Annotated in this window: 13 protein-coding genes and 1 tRNA gene; 10 read left to right on the top strand and 4 right to left on the bottom strand. The window is 64.3% G+C overall.

Translation table 11 applies throughout. The annotated features are described in order from the left end of the window. Positions 1-3: 3 nt before the first annotated feature. Positions 4-927, bottom strand: a complete 924-nt coding sequence (gene cyoA, locus APT59_RS17795) for a ubiquinol oxidase subunit II (protein ID WP_059316077.1) — start codon at positions 925-927, stop codon at positions 4-6. Positions 928-1,333: 406 nt separating this feature from the next. Then, a tRNA-Thr gene (locus APT59_RS17790) sits at positions 1,334-1,409 on the bottom strand. Positions 1,410-1,700: 291 nt separating this feature from the next. On the opposite strand from APT59_RS17790, the gene APT59_RS17785 reads away from it, so the two are divergent. After that, complete coding sequence (locus tag APT59_RS17785) at positions 1,701-2,699, top strand: SDR family oxidoreductase (protein WP_059316076.1); 999 nt, start codon at positions 1,701-1,703, stop codon at positions 2,697-2,699. Between the two features lie 135 nt (positions 2,700-2,834). On the opposite strand, the gene APT59_RS22265 is transcribed toward APT59_RS17785, so the two are convergent. Continuing rightward, entirely contained in the window at positions 2,835-3,269 is a 435-nt protein-coding gene (locus tag APT59_RS22265; RefSeq protein WP_082696383.1) for a pilin, read from the bottom strand. 212 nt (positions 3,270-3,481) lie between these two features. Between APT59_RS22265 and pilB the strand changes: the two genes are divergently transcribed. From pilB to yacG, 5 genes are all read left to right on the top strand, one after another. Next, positions 3,482-5,176, top strand: coding sequence for a type IV-A pilus assembly ATPase PilB (gene pilB / locus APT59_RS17780; RefSeq protein WP_059316075.1), 1,695 nt, complete (start codon positions 3,482-3,484; stop codon positions 5,174-5,176). 210 nt (positions 5,177-5,386) lie between these two features. Then, positions 5,387-6,604, top strand: coding sequence for a type II secretion system F family protein (locus tag APT59_RS17775; protein WP_059316074.1), 1,218 nt, complete (start codon positions 5,387-5,389; stop codon positions 6,602-6,604). Beyond that, positions 6,604-7,476: a prepilin peptidase gene (locus APT59_RS17770; RefSeq protein ID WP_059316073.1), complete on the top strand. Its 873-nt coding sequence runs from the start codon at positions 6,604-6,606 to the stop codon at positions 7,474-7,476. Before APT59_RS17775 ends, APT59_RS17770 begins: the two co-directional genes overlap by 1 nt. Next, complete coding sequence (coaE, locus tag APT59_RS17765) at positions 7,473-8,084, top strand: dephospho-CoA kinase (protein WP_059316072.1); 612 nt, start codon at positions 7,473-7,475, stop codon at positions 8,082-8,084. Before APT59_RS17770 ends, coaE begins: the two co-directional genes overlap by 4 nt. Then, positions 8,081-8,278 (top strand): DNA gyrase inhibitor YacG, encoded by a 198-nt coding sequence (yacG, locus tag APT59_RS17760; protein WP_007160931.1) that lies wholly within the window; start codon positions 8,081-8,083, stop codon positions 8,276-8,278. The genes coaE and yacG overlap by 4 nt, the downstream gene beginning before the upstream one ends. Positions 8,279-8,433: 155 nt before the next feature. Here the strand turns inward: yacG and APT59_RS17755 are convergent, their stop codons facing one another. After that, positions 8,434-8,931: a hypothetical protein gene (locus tag APT59_RS17755; RefSeq protein WP_059316071.1), complete on the bottom strand. Its 498-nt coding sequence runs from the start codon at positions 8,929-8,931 to the stop codon at positions 8,434-8,436. Between the two features lie 182 nt (positions 8,932-9,113). Between APT59_RS17755 and recC the strand changes: the two genes are divergently transcribed. The 4 genes from recC (at position 9,114) to rmuC (ending at position 19,917) form a co-directional block, all read left to right on the top strand. Continuing rightward, positions 9,114-12,545, top strand: a complete 3,432-nt coding sequence (gene recC / locus APT59_RS17750; RefSeq protein ID WP_059316070.1) for an exodeoxyribonuclease V subunit gamma — start codon at positions 9,114-9,116, stop codon at positions 12,543-12,545. Continuing rightward, positions 12,542-16,204, top strand: coding sequence for an exodeoxyribonuclease V subunit beta (gene recB / locus APT59_RS17745; protein ID WP_059316069.1), 3,663 nt, complete (start codon positions 12,542-12,544; stop codon positions 16,202-16,204). The genes recC and recB overlap by 4 nt, the downstream gene beginning before the upstream one ends. Then, on the top strand, positions 16,197-18,278 hold the full coding sequence (gene recD / locus APT59_RS17740; RefSeq protein WP_059316068.1) for an exodeoxyribonuclease V subunit alpha: 2,082 nt from the start codon (positions 16,197-16,199) through the stop codon (positions 18,276-18,278). The genes recB and recD overlap by 8 nt, the downstream gene beginning before the upstream one ends. Positions 18,279-18,351: 73 nt before the next feature. Further along, a complete protein-coding gene (rmuC, locus tag APT59_RS17735; RefSeq protein ID WP_059316067.1) occupies positions 18,352-19,917 on the top strand; it encodes a DNA recombination protein RmuC in 1,566 nt (521 codons plus the stop codon). The last annotated feature ends 14 nt before the right edge of the window (positions 19,918-19,931 follow it).

The following is a 19,931-nucleotide window of genomic DNA, read 5'->3' as shown; positions in this document are numbered from 1 at the left end:
GACTTATTCCTCGGTACCGTGTTGACCGCCGTGCTGGCTCATGTCCATCACGTGATCGGTCTGCTTGCTGAAGTCGGACTTCATGAACTTCTTGATGACCGTTCTGAACAGATCCGGCTCGACCGTCGAGTAGTAGACGACCGGCTGCTTCTCGCTGGGCTTGGCCAGCTCGGTGTAGCTCGCCTGATCCAGGGTCTTGCCACCCGACTGCTTGACCTTGTTTACCCAGGCGTCGAAATCACCGGCGGTGGGTACCGCGTGCACGGCAAAGATCATGTCGGAGAAGCCAGCGCCACTGTAGTTGGCCGAGCGGCCTTCGAACTCGCCGGGATGATCGGCGATCAGGTGCAGTTGGCTCTGCATGCCGGACATGGCGTAGATCATGCCGCCCAGGGCCGGAATGGACAGGGTGTTCATGACTGACTCGGAGGTGATCTTGAACTGCACCGGGCGATTGACCGGGATGGCGATTTCATTCACCGAGGCGATGCCCTGCTCCGGGTAGATGAACAGCCATTTCCAGTCCATCGAGACCGCTTCGATCACCAGCGGCTGCTCGGGATGGTCGAGGGGCTTGAAGGGATCCAGTTCGTGGGAGGTCTTCCAGGACAGGATGCTCAGGAACACCACGATCGCCAGGGGGACCAGCCAGACCACGGCTTCGATCTTGTAGGAGTGAGCCCAGTTCGGGGTGTACTTGGCGTCCTTGTTGGTCGCGCGGTACTTCCAGGCAAACAGGAAGGTCATCACGATGACCGGGATCACCACGATCAGCATGAGGCCGAACGCTGTGTAGATGAGGTTGCGTTCTTGCACGCCGATGGAGCCTTTCGGATCCAGCAGCACGGCGTCGCACCCGCTGAGCAGCAGCGCGGCGGCACCGGCCAGAAGCCAACCGGTTGGTTTTAGATACTTCGTTAGTTTCATCTCACGACCTCAGTAGAGCGGCTCATCGTGGTTATTCTCTCAACGTGCCTGTCGCCAGCCTCATGCTCCGCAACGGACAGGCATCCGTGCGGCAGGCTGATGGATTGCAGAAATTGCGGGATTTCGCAGCGCGGTATGGTGCCACAGAGGGGCTGGATATTCGACCCTTTGGTCAGCCGCTGTTCAGCTATTGCCGACCGTCAAGAAAGCCGAAATCAGGCGGTGTAAGGCACTGTCATGCACTGGGTAAGAGTAGCTGAGCAGCAGGGAGTCGCCAGTTTGATCGGGCTTGTGCAGTTGGCCAGCAGGCAAGGTTCAGGTTGGAGAAGGGCGCAAAAAAGCGCGGCCCAAGGCGGCTAAGGCCTTGAAGGCTTTGAAAAGACAGGGCGAGGAAGAAGCAGAAGGATGGTGCCGGAGATAGGAGTCGAACCTACGACCTTCGCATTACGAATGCGCCGCTCTACCAACTGAGCTACACCGGCACGAAGCTTTCAATGATAAGTCTTCGGTTATCTGCTGTGCAAGCCTGTTCATTGAGTGTGCATGAAGGCCTGTGGCGATGTGTCGCACTGCTGCCTGCTCCGGATTTCGCGATTCACCAATGCCTCTCGGCCATACGCGATTTTTGAGAGGAGAGGTCAGCGGTCAGGAGCGAGGTCCATTCGGGAAACCTTTGCGGGAGTCGTCATACCTAATCCTTCGCGGATCCAGCCTTGCCGCAGCTTCGACCCCCTGATCCTTCCAATTGATAGCTGCCCATGCGGAGAGCCCCAATGACCGATTACTCCCTTACGCGTCGTAACGTACTCGTTGGCTCCGCCGTGGGGCTAGCTGCCGCTGCTTCAGGCGCTGCCGTCGCCCAGGAAGGCGCCAGCGCGCCTCGCCCCGCCAAGCCGCTGCAGGACCCGCGCACCAAGTACACCCGTGAGCCCTTCAAGGAGCAGCGTCAGGAATGGCCGGCGCTCACCAGCAAGATGGAGCCGCGCCCCGATCACGGCGAGACCAGCTATCACGGCTCGGGCCGTCTGGCCGGACGCAAGGCCCTCATCACGGGTGGCGACAGCGGCATCGGTCGCGCCGTGGCCATCGCCTTCGCCCGCGAGGGGGCAGACGTGGCCATCAACTATCACCCCTCCGAAGAGTCCGACGCCCAGGAAGTGGTCAGGCTGATCACCGAAGCCGGTCGCAAGGCCATCACTTTGCCGGCTGACATCCGTACCCAGGAGGCCTGCGAAGACGTCGTGAACAAGGCCATCCAGCAACTCGGTGGTCTGGATCTCCTGGTGAACAACGCGGCTTACCAGCAAAGCAAGGCCGACATCCTTGAAATCACCGACGAACAGTTCGACCGAACTTTCAAGACCAACGTCTATCACGTCTTCCGCTTCAGCAAAGCCGCCATCCCGCATCTGCCGCCGGGCGCCAGCATCATCAATACCGTCTCGGTGAATTCCTACGATCCCGGCGAAGAGCTGATCGACTACGCCTCGACCAAGGCCGCCATCCTGAATCTTACCAAGGGTATGGCCAAGCAATTGGCAAAGAAGGGCATTCGCGTCAACGCGGTAGCACCGGGTCCGGTGTGGACGCCGCTACAGGTAGCGGGTGGGCAATTGGAGGGGAAAATGAAGGAATTTGGGCAGGACACGCCGTTGGGGCGGGCAGGGCAGCCAGCGGAGTTGGCGGGGCTCTATGTGGCGCTGGCGGAGGAGGATATGAGTTTCAGCACGGGGACGGTGGTGGGGGCGTTTGGGGGGAAGGGGATGCCGTAGTACTAATAGCAGGCTAAGTTGCAAGTCTATCGATAATGGTGAAAAGCTTTTAATTGTGTTAATAGGACACTAAAGAGATTTTAACTAGGTGTTCGGTAAGCAGGGAGAGTTGCAGGCAACCCTCCCTGCTGCTATTTAGACGCCGGTCTGGTTTCTAGAGCAGTTGTTGCCAGAGGTTACTGGGGTCCATGCAATTCTGTTGGCATCCGCAACGTTAGGTGTCCAAGTTACAACGCAAGATCCAACTGCTGCTGTACCAGTGACGACAATCGCCGCAGTGTTAGCTGTAATGACGACGGAAGCTAAGTTTGGAGTCGCGGTGGGCAATGCCTGATAACCAGTTTCTGTGGTCAGTTCTGCTACGGTATCGCAGTTTGCTACTACGCTGTTATTCCTTTGCAAACACTCCGCAATCGCCAATTTAACAGGGGCGATTGCAGTGTTGTTTTCAGCCCATCGAGCTTTAGTTACATAGTTCTGATATTGCGGAATAGCAATTGCGGCTAGAATGCCAATGATCGCGACCACGATCATCAGTTCGATCAAGGTAAAGCCTTTCTGAGCTTTCATTTCAAATCTCCGAGGTTGGATCAGGCCAACGTGCCTGTCAGAAGCAAAGCATAGGCCGTGCCAAAGAGAAGTGGCGACTACAGCACGTTTTCCTCACGGTGGGCGTCAACAAAGTGGCAGGTGATGACAAAAAATGTCATCTGTCTGGCGTCATTTTGCGGACGTATTGGGCGGTGCTATAACGTTTTCTCTGGCCAAGAGTAGGAATGACGATGAACGAGACGGTAATGCTGTCGGGACTAGCACGGCAATTGGTGGATGCGCAGTTGCTGGCAGAGGCGGTAGCCCAGCAGGCGGTGGTCAAGGCCAAGCAGGCCAAGGTGCCGCTGGTGACCTATCTCGTTCAACAGCGGTTGGTGCAGAGCCGGCCTCTGGCTGAACTAGCGGCTCAGGAATTCGGCGTGCCCTTTCTCGATTTGTCGGCCATCGACAAGGAGCAGTTGCCCAAGGACATCGTCAACGAAAAGTTGATGCAGCAGCATCACTTCCTGCCATTGAGCAAGAGAGGCAACAAGCTCTTCATCGCGCTGTCTGACCCGACCAATCAGCAGGCCATCAACGATGTGTCCTTTGGCAGCAAGCTGGCCGTCGAGGTCGTGCTGGTCGAAGACGATAAGCTGCACCAGGCCATCGAGCGGTATCTGGATACTGGCACCGGTGGTTTGGATCTGGGCGATATCGATCTCGACCTGGAAACCGAGGGCGGTGAGCGACCCCAGGAAGCCGTAGCCGGTACCGATGCTGACGATGCACCGGTAGTGAAATTCGTCAACAAGATGCTGCTGGATGCTATCAAGAAGGGCTCCTCCGACCTGCACTTCGAACCCTACGAAAAGATGTATCGGGTGCGCTTTCGAACTGATGGCATTCTGCACGAAGCCGCGCGGCCACCCGTGCAGCTGGTGTCACGGATCTCGGCGCGGCTCAAGGTGATGTCCAATATGGATATTTCGGAGCGCCGTAAACCTCAGGATGGCCGGGTTAAGCTCAAGGTGTCCAAGACCAAGTCCATCGACTTCCGGGTCAACACCCTGCCCACCCTCTGGGGTGAGAAGATAGTGATGCGGATTCTGGACTCCTCCAGCGCCCAGATGGGGATCGATGCCCTGGGCTACGAAGATGTACAGAAGGAGCTCTACCTGCAGGCGCTCAAGCAGCCGCAGGGGATGATCCTGGTGACCGGGCCGACTGGTTCGGGCAAGACGGTATCCCTCTATACCGGCCTCAATATCCTCAATACCGAAGACATCAATATTTCCACCGCAGAGGATCCGGTGGAGATCAACTTGGAAGGCATCAACCAAGTCAACGTCAATCCGCGTCAGGGACTCGACTTCTCTCAGGCGCTACGAGCCTTCCTGCGTCAGGATCCCGACGTGATCATGGTCGGTGAGATCCGCGACCTGGAAACGGCGGAAATTGCCATCAAGGCAGCCCAGACCGGCCACATGGTGATGTCGACCCTGCACACCAACAGCGCGGCGGAAACCCTGACGCGTCTACGTAACATGGGGGTGCCCGCCTTCAATTTGGCGACCTCGGTCAACCTCATCATCGCCCAGCGCCTGGCGCGCAAACTATGCAACAAGTGCAAGAGAGTCCATGAGGTGCCCCGTGAGGCATTGTTGGCCGAAGGCTTTCGCGAGGAAGAGATCGGGAGTTTCACCCTTTACCAGCCCATCGGCTGCGAAGACTGCAATGCGGGGTATCGCGGGCGAGTGGGGATCTACGAGGTGGTGAAGGTCACGCCAGCGCTGCAGCAGATGATCATGGAGGAGGGCAACTCCATCGAGATCGCGGCGCGGATGCGGATGGAAGGTTTCAATGATCTGCGGCGGTCGGGGCTGGTGAAGGCGATGCAGGGGATTACCAGTCTGGAAGAGATCAATCGGGTGACCAAGGACTAATGGTTTTTCCTCACCCTAGCCCTCTCCCAGAGGGAGAGGGGACTTTATCGGAGCGGCGGTTGGTAGCCGCGCATAAGGCTTCAGCATCACAGGGCATCTACACTTCGACATATGGCGCGATGCTTGCCTTTAAAGCCGCAACTGGCTCTCTTTAGAGCATTCTTTTGACGGGTCCGCCAAGGCGGGCCAAGCCTTTGACGAGTCGAGGCCATGGCCGATAAAGCTATCAAGATGGGCAGCTTCACCTGGGAGGGGACCGATCGCAAAGGGACCAGGGTGAAAGGCGAGATGACGGGCTTGAATCCCGCCTTGATCAAGGCGCAGTTGCGTAAGCAGGGCATCAATCCGACTCGGGTGCGCAAGAAGTCGGTGTCGCTGTTCGGCAAGGGCAAGAAGATCAAGCCCATGGATATCGCGCTGTTCACTCGGCAGCTGGCGACCATGATGAGCGCAGGTGTACCCCTGCTGCAGGCCTTCGACATCATCGGCGAGGGCTTCGACAATCCCAACATGCGCAAGATGGTCGACGACATCAAGCAGGATGTCGCCGCGGGTAATAGCCTGGCCAATTCTCTGCGCAAACAGCCGCAGTATTTCGACGATCTCTATTGCAACTTGGTGGATGCCGGCGAGCAATCTGGTGCCTTGGAGACCCTGCTGGATCGGGTAGCCACCTACAAGGAAAAGACCGAGGCGCTGAAAAAGAAGATCAAGAAGGCCATGACCTATCCGGCGGCAGTCATCGTGGTCGCGGTGATCGTGTCGGCCATTCTGTTGATCAAGGTAGTGCCTCAGTTCCAGTCGGTGTTCGAGGGCTTTGGCGCTCAATTGCCGGCCTTTACGCTTATGGTCATTGCTATTTCCGAGGTCCTGCAGGAATGGTGGTTGCTGGTACTTGGCGGACTCTTCGTACTGGCTTTCGTCCTTCGCCACTTCTACAAGAAATCGGAAAAATTCCGCGACGCGGTTGACCGTGGATTGCTCAAGATTCCGTTGGTCGGTTCCATTCTCTACAAGTCGGCCATCGCCCGTTATGCCCGCACGTTGGCTACCACCTTCGCGGCCGGTGTGCCGCTGGTGGATGCTCTCGATTCGGTGGCTGGTGCGACCGGCAACGTGGTATTCCGCAATGCCGTGGAGAAGATCAAGGGCGATGTTTCCACCGGTATGCAGCTCAACTTCTCCATGCGGACTACCGGGGTGTTCTCGTCCATGGCCATCCAGATGACGGCCATCGGTGAAGAGTCGGGTTCCCTGGACGAGATGCTGTCCAAGGTCGCGACCTTCTATGAAGACGAGGTCGACAACATGGTCGATAACCTCACCACCCTGATGGAGCCGATGATCATGGCGGTCCTCGGGGTTCTGGTGGGTGGTCTGATCATCGCCATGTACCTGCCCATCTTCCAGCTCGGCTCGGTAATCTGATGGCGCTGCTGGAACTATTGGCCAGCGCGCCGCTAGCCGGGGCGTTGTGCGCGCTGGTGCTGGGGCTGCTGGTAGGTAGCTTTCTCAATGTGGTGGTCTATCGGCTGCCGGTGATGCTGAGGCGGGATTGGCAGTCGGAGGCGCGTGAGGTGCTGGAATTGCCGCCCGAGCCGGCGGGAGCGCCTTTCAACCTGGCGCGACCTGCTTCCCGCTGCCCCCATTGCCAGCGTGCCGTACGGCCCTTGGAAAACGTGCCGGTGCTGAGTTATCTGCTCCTGCGCGGTCGCTGCAAGGGGTGTCAGGCCTCCATCAGCCTGCGTTATCCGCTGGTGGAGCTGGCCTGTGGACTGCTGTCCGCCTGGGTCATCTGGCATCTGGGCGTGACCTGGCAGGGCGGGGCCTTCCTGCTGCTGACCTGGGGGCTGCTGGCGGCCAGTCTGATTGATGCCGATCATCAGCTGCTGCCGGACGTGATCGTCCTGCCGTTGTTGTGGCTGGGGTTGATCGCCAATCAATTCGGGCTGTTCACCACCCTCGGCGATGCCGTCTGGGGGGCGGTGGCGGGCTATCTGAGTCTCTGGCTTGTGTTCCAGCTGTTCCGCCTGCTTACTGGCAAGGAAGGCATGGGCTATGGCGACTTCAAGCTGCTGGCGCTGCTTGGCGCCTGGGGTGGTTGGCAGATCCTGCCCCTGACCATCCTGCTGTCGTCGCTGGTGGGTGCCGTCCTGGGCGTCATCACCCTGCGTCTGCGGCGGGCGGAAACCAGCACGCCCTTGCCCTTTGGTCCCTATCTCGCCGTAGCGGGGTGGATTGCCTTGCTCTGGGGTGATCAAATAACCGGCTTGTACCTGAACTTCGCCGGATTCCGATGACTTCTGCCTGGACCCTCGGCCTGACCGGGGGTATCGGCAGTGGCAAGAGCGCCGCTGCCGAGCATTTCGCCCAGTTGGGCATCACCTGTGTCGACGCCGATCAGGCCGCCCGTTGGGTGGTCGAGCCGGGACGACCGGCGCTGGCCGAGATCGCCGGGCATTTTTCATCGGCTGTCTTGCAGCCGGATGGCAGCCTGGACCGGGCGGCGCTACGGGCCGCGATCTTTGCCGATCCGGCCGAGCGGCGTTGGCTCGAAGCCCTGCTGCATCCCCTTATTCGCCAGGAGATCCTGGCGGCCTTGGCCGGGGCCAAGTCGCCCTACGCCATTCTGGTGTCGCCGCTGCTGTTCGAGTCCGGGCAGCGGGCGCTGGTTCGGCGGGGGCTGGTGATAGACGCGCCGGAAGCGCTGCAGCTTGAGCGAGCCATGCGCCGTGACGGGGTGGACGAGGCTCAGGTGCGGGCCATCCTGGCGGCGCAGCTGCCGCGGGCCGAGCGCCTGGCCAAGGCGGATGACGTCATCTGCAACGACGGCGATCTCGCCACGCTCCACACCGAAGTGGAGCGCCTGCATTCCTTTTATCTGACCCTTGACGGAGGCCAAGCATGAGCACTCTCACCGTGGACTGCCCCACCTGTGGCGCACCCGTGGAATGGAGCGAGAAGAGCGCCAATAGGCCCTTCTGTTCCGACCGCTGCAAACTGATCGACCTGGGTGCCTGGGCGGCGGAAGAACACGCCATCCCGGGCAATGAGCTGGAAGACGATCTCTACTCGGAAGACCTTAATCGGCGCGGCCACTAAGCTTTGTCTGAAAAGTGCCTGCGCTCGGCCATGCGGCGTTAAAAATCAGCTCGGAATGCTCATTTACCACTCGTAAACTCCGCTTCCTCACAGATTTTTGCTTTGCCTGGCCTTCGCTCGGCGACCTCTCAGACAAGCTTAGGACGCGCCTTCCCTCATAGCCGTTGCGCCCACGCCTGGGCAGTCGCCTGGGCTGCCTGGCGCAGTTTGGCCGCCAGTTCGGGTTTCTCGTATTCCAGCGGACTCGACGCCGTTACCGTATGGATGCGGTCGCGCTTGATGAAGAACACCTGGGTGCCCAGCAGCGGTTTGCTGCAGGCACTCGCACCTTCGCCGAGACCGTCGATGGCCTTGCACTCCAGTTGCTCACTGAGCGATTGCACCTGCCGGCGCAATTTGGGCAGCGCCCTGCCACCATTTTCGTAGCCCGCCGACAGGCCCAGCAGGTAGTTGGCGGGTTGGCCGGTGTCGCGGTCGGTGAAGGCGCAGCCGCCGGCGATCTGGCGGGCATAGGCCAGGGGCAGGCCGGAGGTCTGCTGGAGCAGGGGTAGGGGCAGCTGGGCCTGCAGGCTGGAGCAGTCGACGGGTTCGCCGTTATCGGCATGGGCGAGGGCAGCGCCCAGGAGCAGGGGAAGGGCAACGAGGAAACGCATGAAAACATCCTGTCGATGGCCGGCGGCCGATAGAGGCTGAGTCTACCGGCTGGAACCTCGTTTCAGGCGGGGAGACAGGAGCGGCTGTGCGCTGCGTCATGCGTCGGTAGGCACATTGCGGACTGGTATCCGGCGCGGGTGATCCTTACCCTGGCCGCAGACAGCGAACAGCGAGGCGTAGGATGTCCGAGGCGCTCACTCCCGGATTCATGGTGGTACACGGCAATCGGCTCGAAGAGCTGCGCGGCCTGGCGGTCGGCTGGATGCGGCGCTATCCCCTGGCGCCGTTGGAAAACGAACAGGTATTGGTGCAGAGCAATGGCATCGCCCAGTGGCTCAAGCTGGCGTTGGCCGAAGATCCGCGTGGGGACGACGAGGGCGGCTGCGGGGTGGCTGCGGCGCTGGAAGTGCAACTGCCGGCGGCCTTTCTCTGGCGCACCTATCGCCAGGTACTGGGCCGTGACCAGGTACCGCCATCCTCGCCGCTGGATCGCGCGCCCCTGACCTGGCGCCTGATGCGGCTCTTGCCGACCCTGCTCATGCAGCCCGACTTCGCCGCACTGCGGCGTTTTCTCGACGATGACGGCGATCTGCGCAAGCGCTACCAACTGGCCGAGCGTCTGGCCGATCTCTATGACGGCTACCAGGTCTACCGCGCCGACTGGCTCAACGACTGGGCAGCGGACCGCGATCTGCTGGCCAGCCTGCGCGACGGCCGGCGCCCCCTGCCCGAGAGCTGTCGCTGGCAGGCGCAGCTGTGGCGGGCGCTGTTGGCCGATGTGGGCGACGGCGGCCTGGCCCGCAGTCGGGCCGGAGTGCACCGGCGCTTTCTGGAGGTAATGCAGGCGGCTACCGAAGCGCCGGCTGGTCTGCCGCGGCGGGTGGTGATCTTTGGCCTGTCGGCGATCCCGGCGCAGACCCTCGAAGCCCTGGCCGCGCTGGCGCGCTTCAGCCAGGTGCTGCTCTGCGTGCACAATCCCTGTCGCCATCACTGGTCCGACATCGTCGCTGACCAGGATCTGCTGCGGCAGAACTATCGGCGCCAGCAGCGCAAGCCGGGCATGCCCCAGACCCTGGATGCCGAGGCGCTGCATCAGCACGGTCAGCCGCTGCTGGCGAGCTGGGGCAAGCAGGGCCGCGACTACATCCACCTGCTGGACGAATTCGACGAGCCTGACGGCTATCGTCGGCTGTTCGAAGACCTCAACGGCGGCCGTATCGATCTCTTCGCCGAGACCGAACCCCAGCATCTGCTCGGCCAGTTGCAGGACGATATTCTCGAGCTGCGTCCGCTGACCGAGACCCGCGAACGCTGGCCGGCAGTGGATCCGGCGCGGGACAGGTCCATGCGTTTCCATGTGGCTCATAGTCCGCAGCGTGAGGTGGAGATCCTCCACGATCAGCTCTTGGCGCGCTTCAATAGCGATGGCAGCCTGAGGCCGCGCGACGTCATCGTCATGGTGCCGGACATCGATGCCTATGCGCCGCACATCCGTGCGGTGTTCGGTCAGCTCGACCGCCAGGATCCGCGCTTCATCCCCTTCAGCCTGGCCGACCAGCACCAGCGTGGCTTCCAGCCGTTGCTGATCGCTCTGGAGCATCTGCTGCAATTGCCCGACAGCCGCTTCGCCCTGAGCGAGATCCTCGACCTGCTGGACGTGCCGGCGGTGCGTGCTCGCTTCGGCCTGCGTGAGGGCGATCTGCCGACCCTGCATCTCTGGCTGGAGGGCGCCGGCGTGCGCTGGGGGCTGGATGCCGAGCAACGCAGTCGTCTCGACCTGCCTGAAGGCCTGACGCAGAACACCTGGCGCTTTGGCCTGAGGCGCATGCTGCTGGGCTATGCCGTGGGTAGTGGCGCGGCCCTGGGCGATATCGAACCCTTCGACGAGGTGGGTGGCCTGGACGCCGCGCTGGTCGGGCCGCTGGTGGATCTGCTCGATGCGCTGGATGCGGCCCAGGCAGCGCTGGCGCAGCCCGCCCGCCCGGCAGAGTGGGGGGCGCGATTGCAGGCGCTGCTGGCGCTGTTCTTCAGCGCCCAGGATGAGCATGACGAATACCTGCTGGAACAGCTGGAAAATCTGCGCGAGCGTTGGCTGGAGCTCTGCGAGGACGTCGTCCTGGACGAAGAGCTGCCGCTCACCGTGGTCCGCGAGGCCTGGCTGGCCGGACTGGATTCCGGAGGGCTGGCCCAGCGCTTTCTCGCCGGGGCGGTCAATTTCTGCACCCTGATGCCCATGCGCGCCATTCCCTTCCGGGTGGTCTGCCTGCTGGGCATGCACGATGGTGCCTATCCGCGCATCCAGTCGCCGCTGGATTTCGATCTTATGGCCCAGGACTATCGCCCCGGTGACCGCTCGCGGCGCGAGGATGATCGCTATCTGCTGCTGGAGGCGCTGCTCTCGGCACGCGATCAGTTCTATGTCAGCTGGGTGGGGCGCAGCATTCGCGACAACAGCGAGCGCCCGCCGTCGGTGCTGGTCGCCCAGTTGCGTGACCATCTCCAGGCCGGTTGGCGGCTGGCCGGTCATGAGGAGGAGCCTGAGCGTCTGCTGGCGGCCCTGACCCAGGAGCATCCCCTGCAACCCTTCAGTGCCCGCTATTTTCGCGGCGAGCGTGGGTATTTCAGCTTTGCCGCCGAATGGCTGGGCGTGCATGACCGCACCACGCGCGATGAGGACGCCCTGCTGCCGCCGCTGATACCTGAAGAGCCCCTGGGCCTCGACGACCTGGCGCGCTTTCTGCGGGGGCCGGTGGACCTGTTCTTCGCCAATCGACTCAAGGTGCATTTCGAGGCGCCCGATGCGCCGGCGGAAGACGAGGAGCCCTTTGGCCTGGACGCCCTGACCCGCTACCAGTTGGGAGAAGGGCTGCTGGAGGCGGCACTGGCTGCGCCGGCTGAGGCCGACCAGGCGCTCATGGCCGCCGCGGAGCGCTTGCGCGGCAGTGGTCGCCTGCCACTGGCCGGCTTTGGCGAACGAGCCGGACAGGCGTTGCGCGAGCCGCTGCCCGCCGTGGTCGCCCAGGTTGAGGCCTTGATAATGCGTTGGCCCGAGTCCCTGGAAGAGGCCGTGACCCTGGATATCGAACATCGCGAGCTGCAATTGGTGGCCAACCTCGAACGCCTGCGCCGAGGGCCCGCGGGACTACTGGCGCTGACCGCTCAGGCCAATGGCCTGGGCAGCACCCGTACCCGCAAATGGCACCGGCTGCTGCGACCCTGGGTGCAACACTTGGTCGCCGCGGCGGGTGGCCTGCAATTGACCACGGCGGTGGTGGCGACCGATCTGACCCTGCTGCTGGCGCCGCTGGACGTCGATCTGGCTCGACGTCAGCTGAACGAGTTGCTCGATGCCTGGGCGCTGGGCCAGCGTCGTCCATTGCCTGTCGCGCCCCGTACCGCCTTCGCCTGGCTGGCCAATGAGCCGGACAAGGCCATGGCCGCGGCCGAGCAGGCCTATCAGGGCGAGGCGGCGACCCATCCGGCATTGCGCCGACAATATGCGGACTTCGCCGCGCTGCTCGCCGACGAGGAATTCGATGGGTGGTGCCAGACCCTCTATGCGCCCATCCATACGGCCGGCTGGCAGGTCGTGAGCGGGGAGGGGCAGGCATGAGTCAGCGTCCACTCGCCCTGCGCTTTCCGCTGCAGGGCAATCAGCTCATCGAAGCCAGTGCCGGCACCGGCAAAACCTTCACCATTTCTGCGCTCTATGTCCGCCTAGTGCTCGGCCACGGCACCTCCGAGACGGCCTTTGGCCGCGACCTGTTGCCGCCGCAGATCCTGGTGGTGACCTTTACCGAGGCCGCCACTCAGGAGTTGCGCGATCGTATTCGCCATCGCCTGGCCGAGGCGGCGCGCTTCTTTCGCGAAGAGATCGCGGCGCCCGATCCCTTGCTCGCCGAGTTGCGCGAGGACTTTCCCGCCGAGGCCTGGGCGGATTGCGCCCGGCGCCTGGACATCGCCGCCCAGTGGATGGACGAGGCGGCCGTCTCCACCATCCACAGCTGGTGCCAGCGCATGCTGCGCGAGCACGCCTTCGACAGCGGCAGTCTCTTCGTGCAGAACCTGGAGCAAGACCAGAGCGAATTGCTGGCCCAGGTGGTGCGCGACTACTGGCGGCGCTTCTGCTATCCCCTCGAAGGGGAAGCGCTGGACTGGGTGATCGAGCATTGGGGTGAACCCCGCGCCCTGGCCGTGCGGCTGCGACCCCTGTTGAGCGAGGCCTTGGGCGCCCCCCAGGGCGAGCCTGCCACGCTGCTGACCACCGCCCTGGCCGAACGCCAGGTGCGGTTGGCCAGGCTCAAGGCGCCTTGGGCCCGGTGGGCAGAAGAACTGCGCGATCTCTGCCAGGCCGGTTGCGACGCCAAGGTGGTCGATGGGCGCAAGCTGCAGAAGCGATTCTTCGGTCCCTGGTGCGACAAGCTGGTCGCCTGGGCGGACAACCCCGCCAGCGAGGACCTCGATATCGGCACCGGCTTCATCCGGCTGACCGAGGAGGGCTTCGCCGAGGCCTGGACCAAGGCCAGCCCGCCGGATCATCCGGCCCTGGCGGCCATGGCGCGCCTGCCCATGCAACTGGCCGAGCTGCCCAGCCCCGAGGTGCCGCTGCTGGAGCACGCGGCGGCCTGGGTGCAGCAGAAATTCGAGCGCGAGAAGCTGCGCCGCGCCGAGCTGGGTTTCGACGACATACTTACCCGCCTGGACCGGGCACTGCAGGCCGATGGCGCCGGCGCGCGGCTGGCGGCGCTGATCCGCAAGCAGTTCCCGGTGGCGCTGATCGACGAATTCCAGGACACCGATCCGGTGCAGTACCGCATCTTCAGCAGTGTCTACGGCGCAGGGGAGGACACCGGGCTCTTCCTGATCGGCGATCCCAAGCAGGCCATCTATGCCTTCCGCGGCGCCGATATCCATACCTATCTGCAGGCCCGCCGCGCCAACGCCGGCCACCTGCATTCGCTGGACACCAACTTCCGCTCCACCGCCGCCATGGTCGCAGCGGTCAACCAGGTATTCCAGCATGGCGAGGCCACGACGCCCCGGGCGGCTTTTCTGTTCCGCCAGGGCGAGGACAATCCGGTGCCCTTCGAGCCGGTCCGTGCCCAGGGCCGGCGCGAAGCCCTGGAGATCGATGGCGTACCGGGCGCAGCCCTGACCTTCTGGCAACTGGCGGGCGACGAGCCGCTGGCCGGTACCGCCTATCGCGCCACCCTGGCCGAGAGCACCGCCAGCGAGATCGTGCGGTTGCTGAGCCTGGCGGCCGAGGGCAAGGCCGGCTTTCGCCGTGAAGACGCCGAGCTGGTGCCCCTGCGGCCGGCCGACATCGCCATCCTGGTGCGCGCCGGCAGCGAGGCCCAGGCGGTACGCCAGGCGCTGGTGCGCCGTGGGGTGCGCAGCGTCTATCTGTCGGACAAGGATTCGGTGTTCACCGCCCAGGAAGCCCGCTGCCTGCTGGACTGGCTCAAGGCCTGTGCCGAGCCCGATGTGGATCGTCGCCTGCGCGCGGCCCTGGGCAGCCTGACCCTGGACCTGCCGCTGGCCGAACTGGACGCCCTCAACCACGACGAGCAGGCCTGGGAGTCGCGGGTGCTGCAATTCCGCGGATATCGCCAGCTCTGGCGTGGCCAGGGCGTACTGCCCATGCTGCGCCGCCTGCTGCAGGACTTCCGGCTGCCGCAGCGGCTGATGGCCCGTGCCGATGGCGAACGGGTACTGACCAACCTGCTGCACCTTGCCGAACTGCTGCAGCGCGCCGCTGGCGAACTGGACGGTGAACAGGCGCTGATCCGCCACCTGGCCGAGCAGCTGGCCGCCCAGGGCGCTGCCGACGAGCAGATCCTGCGCCTGGAGAGCGACGCCGAGCTGGTCAAGGTGGTGACGGTGCACAAGTCCAAGGGGCTGGAGTATCCCCTGGTGTTCCTGCCCTTCGCCTGCGCCTATCGCGCCGAGGAGGGCGCTACCCTGCCGCTGCGCTATCACGACGACCAGGGCCAGTTGCGCCGTACCTTCAAACCCTCCGCCGAGGAACTGGCCCGCGCCGATGACGAGCGCCTGGCCGAGGACCTGCGGCTGCTCTATGTCGCCCTGACCCGTGCCCGGCATGCCTGCTGGGTCGGGGTGGCCGATCTCAAGCGCGGCCGCAGCAAGGAATCCGGCTTCGCCCGTAGCGCCCTGGGTTATCTGGCTACCGGTGGCGAGCCTCTGGCGAGTTCGGCGTCCTTGGGCGCTGCCCTGACGACGCTGATCGGTGCGCAACCCGACACCCTCATCCTGCCGCTGCCCGAGGCCAGTCCCGTGCGGCTGCCGGAGGCGCGCGAGGCGCCCGTGACCCTCAAGGCGCTGACGGCCCGTCGCGCGGCCCGCGAGGACTGGTGGATCGCCTCTTACAGCGCCTTGCGTATCGGCACGCGCCTGGGTGAGGCGCGGGAGGAGGGCCAGCTCAACCTGGAGCTGGACCTGGATACCCCCGCGGCCCAAAAGCTGTTCGACGATGATCGGCTCGCCCCGGACGAAGCCCGTCAGCCGGCCGGCGGCGAGGATCTGCATCGCTTTCCTCGTGGTCCCGGCCCGGGCACCTTCTTGCACAGCCTGCTGGAGTGGGTCGGCGAAGAAGGCTTCGCCGCCATCCAGGCGGCGCCCGAGCGGCTGGACGACCTGATCGCCCGGCGCTGCCAGCGGCGCGGCTGGAATCACTGGATTCCCATCCTGCAGAGCTGGCTGCGTCAGCTGCTGGCCCTGCCGCTCCCCTTGCCGGGCGGCACCCAGCGCCTGGGCGAGTTGGCCCGCTACCAGGTGGAGATGGAATTCTGGTTCGCCACCCACGGTGTCGACCTGGAGCGCCTGGATGACCTGGTTCGCCGCGGTACCCAGGGCGGCCAGGCCCGTCCGGTGCTCGAACCGGGCCAGCTCAACGGCCTGTTCAAGGGCTTCATCGACCTGGTCTTCGAACACGAGGGGCGCTATTTCGTGGTGGACTACAAGTCCAACTGGCTGGGCGCCGAGGCCGGTGCCTATACCCGCGCGGCCATGGAGGCCGCCGTCCTGGCCAAGCGCTACGACTTGCAGTACGTGCTCTACAGCCTGGCGGTGCATCGGCTGCTCAAGGCGCGGCTGCCCGACTACAGCTACGAGCGTCACTTCGGCGGTGCCCTCTACCTCTTCCTGCGCGGGTGCGATCCGGCTGGGCACGGCGTCTTCGTCGAGCGTCCCTCCGCGGCTCTGATCGAAACCCTGGATCTGCTGTTCAGCGGTGCGGAGAACCCCAATGTCTGATTTCAGCACGGCTACCCAACGCCTGTTGCGTTTGGCCTCCCTGGTGCCGGAAGGCGAGCTGGCGCCGCTACGTCAGCGCGACGACCTCTTCCGCCTGCTGGAGCTCTGGGTGCAGCGCGGTTGGCTGCGCCAGGTCGATCGTGCCTTCACCACCTTTCTTGGTGAGCTCGAAGCGGACGGCGAGGCGGCGGTGCTCCTGGCCGCGGCGCTGGCCAGCCATCAGCTCGGCCATGGGCATGTCTGCCTGGATCTGGCTGCCACCCTGCGCAATCCCGATGCCGCCCTGTCGCTGCCGCCCGAGGGGGACGAGACACGCAGCTCGCTGCTGCCCTCGCAACTGCTCCAGGGTCAGAGCCTGGAGGCCTGGCGCCAGGCGCTGCTGGCCAGCGTGCTGGTCGATGGCGACGGCAGCGCGCCGGAGCGGCCACTGGTACTGGGGGGCGATCGCCTCTATCTGCGCCGCTACTGGAATTACGAGCGCGAGGTGGCGGCCAGCCTGCGCCAGCGCCTGGCGACCCCGGAGCCGCTGCCCGCGGATCTCACCGAGCGCCTCGACCAGCTGTTTCCGCCGGATCCCGATGCGGGTGGTGAGCCCGACTGGCAGAAGCTGGCCTGCGCCCTGGCGGTACGTGGCGCCTTCAGCATCGTGACCGGCGGCCCCGGTACCGGCAAGACCACCACCGTGGTGCGGTTGCTGGCGCTGCTCCAGGCGCCGGCGGTGGCGGCCGGTCGCCCTCTGCGTATCCGCCTGGCCGCGCCCACTGGCAAGGCCGCCGCGCGCCTCACCGAATCCATCGGCGGCCAGGTCAGTCGTCTGCCGGTGGACGACGAGCTGCGCCGGCACATCCCCACGGGGGTGACCACGGTGCACCGGTTGCTGGGCAGTCGACCCAATACCCGGCACTTCCGCCACCACCGCGGGCACCCGCTGCCGCTGGACGTCCTGGTGGTGGACGAGGCCTCGATGATCGATCTGGAAATGATGGCCAGCCTGCTGGCGGCCTTACCGCCCCGGGCGCGCCTGGTGCTGCTCGGCGACAAGGACCAGTTGGCTTCGGTGGAGGCGGGGGCGGTGCTGGGCGATCTCTGTCGCGACGCCGAGGCGGGGCGCTACAGCCCCGCCACCCGTGCCTGGCTGGAAGGGGTGAGCGGTCAGTCGCTCGCCCATACGGCGCTGACGGTCGGTGACGACCAAGGTGACGCCCTGGCCCAACAGGTGGTGATGCTCAGGCGCTCGCGACGCTTCGGCGCGGGCAGCGGCATCGGCCAACTGGCACGGCGGGTCAATGCCCAGGACGGCCTGGGGGCCCAGCAGGTACTAATCGACGGTGGCTACGCCGACCTGCACCGGGTGCTGCTCAAGGGACCGGAGGATCGCGCCCTGGAGCGTCTGGTGCTGGAAGGTCGTGGGCGCGCTCGTGGCTATCGTCATTATCTCGAGGTCCTGCATGAGACGCGGCCCCACCTCGACAGCGTGCTGGAGGATCCGGCCTGGACGCACTGGGCCGGCCAGGTATTGGCCGCCTTCGATGATTTCCAATTGCTCTGCGCCGTGCGCAAGGGCCCCTGGGGCGTCGAAGGTCTCAACCTGCGCATCGCCAGTGCCTTGCTGGCTGCCGGCCTGCTCTCGAGTGAGCACGGCTGGTACGAAGGCCGCCCGGTGCTGGTGACACGCAACGACTACAGCCTGGGGTTGATGAACGGCGACATCGGCATCACCCTCTGTCTGCCCGATGCCACCCATCCCGGGCGCAAGGTGCTGAGGGTCGCCTTTCCCCGGGGCGATGGCAGCGGCGGCCTGAGATTTGTCTTGCCCAGCCGGCTATCGGCAGTGGAGACGGTGTTCGCTATGACCGTCCACAAGTCCCAGGGCTCGGAATTCGCCCATACCGCGCTGCTGCTGCCTGAGCAGCTCAGCCCGGTGCTGACCAAGGAGCTGGTCTATACCGGCATCACCCGGGCGCGCGATGATTTCACCCTAATCGAGGCCCGCGGCGGCATCTTCGCCGAGGCGGTGGCACGCCGGGTCCGCCGCGTCAGTGGCCTGGACCTGGATTTGCGAAATACTGTGTAAATGTACAGATAAACGCTGGACGCTCCTCCTGTGCCTGCCTAAGGTGAGGGGAGCCGTCTGCAATGAGAGCGCCATGACTTCCCTGCCTTTCGTTTCCCTTGTGCTTCCCCTTTTGCTGCTCGCCGGTTGGGCGGGTTCGGCCGTCTGGCTGACCGGGCGCCAGCGCTATCTGCAGCAGCAGATCGACAGCGCCGCCGAGCGCTACGACATGCTGCGCGACGACCTGCAGCGCGCCGAACTGGCCAACGGGCGCCAGGTGGTGGAGCTGGGCGCCGAGCGCGAACGCAACGCTACCCTGCAGCGTCAGCTGGAGGCCAATCGGCAACTGGAGGCCGAGTTGCGCCAGCAGACCCGCCAGGCCCAGCTGCAGACCGCCGAACAACACGCCCTGGCCGAGGCCACCCGCGCCCAGCTGCAGGGGAGCCAGGAGCAGCTCGCCGAATTACGCGAGCGCCAGCACCGCGAGCAGGAACTGTACGCCGAGGTGCAGGAGCGCCATGCACGCCTGGCCGAAGAACATGCCACCCTGAAGACCACGCTGGAGCAGAAAGAAGAGCATTTCCAGGCACAGCACCAGCTGCTGCGCGAAAGTCGCGAGCAGCTCAAGCTGGAATTCGAGCAATTGGCCGGGCGCATCTTCGACGCCAAGGGCCAGGCCTTCGCCCAGCACAGTCAGCAGTCGCTGGACGCCCTGTTGCGACCGTTCCGTGAGCAGATCGAGGGCTTTCGTGCCAAGGTCGAGGACATCCACCACAAGGATGTGCAGCAGCAGGCCGCGCTCGGCCAGCAACTGCTCGACCTCAAGGAGCTCAACCGCCAGATCACCCAGGAGGCCCATGACCTGGCCACCGCCCTGCGCGGTCAGAAGAAGGCCCAGGGCAACTGGGGTGAACTCATCCTGGAAAACGTGCTGGAGCGCTCGGGCCTGCGCGAGGGTCGCGATTTCGTCCGCGAACGCAGCTTCACCACCGAGACCGGTCGCCGCCGCCCGGACGTCCTGGTCCATCTGCCGCAGAAGAAGCATCTGGTGGTGGACGCCAAGGTGTCGCTCAACGCCTATACCCGCTACGTCAACAGCGAGGACGAGGGTGAGCGCCGCCTGGCCCTTGGCGAGCACGTGCGCGCGGTGGGCGACCGCATCCGTGAGCTGGCCGATCGTGAATACTTCAGCCTGCCGGGGTTGAATTCGCCGGAGATGGTCTTTCTCTTCATTCCCATCGAATCGGCCTTCGTCGAGGCGCTCAAGGCCGATGAGAGCCTGTTCCAGCGCGCCATCGAGCAGAACGTGCTAGTGGCGACGCCGACCACCCTGCTGACCAGCCTCAACATCGTCCGCCAGCTCTGGCGCTTCGAGGACCAGAACCGCCACACCGCCGAACTGGCCGAGCGCGCGGCCAAGGTCTACGACAAGCTGCGCACCTTTCTCGGCAGCATGGACGGCATCGGCAAGAGTCTGGACAAGGCCGGCGAAGCCTATCGCAAGGCCTGCGGTCAGTTGGTGGGCGGTCCGGGCAACCTGGTCAAGCAGGTGGCCGACTTCAAGGAGTTGGGCGTGGCGGTACGCACCGAACTGGACGGCCAGTGGACCGAGCGGGCGGAGTTGGAACTCAATGTAGTGGAGCTGGAAGACCGTAGCTGACGGCGGTGGGGCAG

Source organism: Pseudomonas oryzihabitans, assembly GCF_001518815.1.
In the GTDB taxonomy this organism is placed as follows: Bacteria; Pseudomonadota; Gammaproteobacteria; order Pseudomonadales; family Pseudomonadaceae; genus Chryseomonas; species Chryseomonas oryzihabitans_E.
Note: the sequence above shows the minus strand (reverse complement) of the source record. Positions and strands in the feature narration are given on the sequence as shown.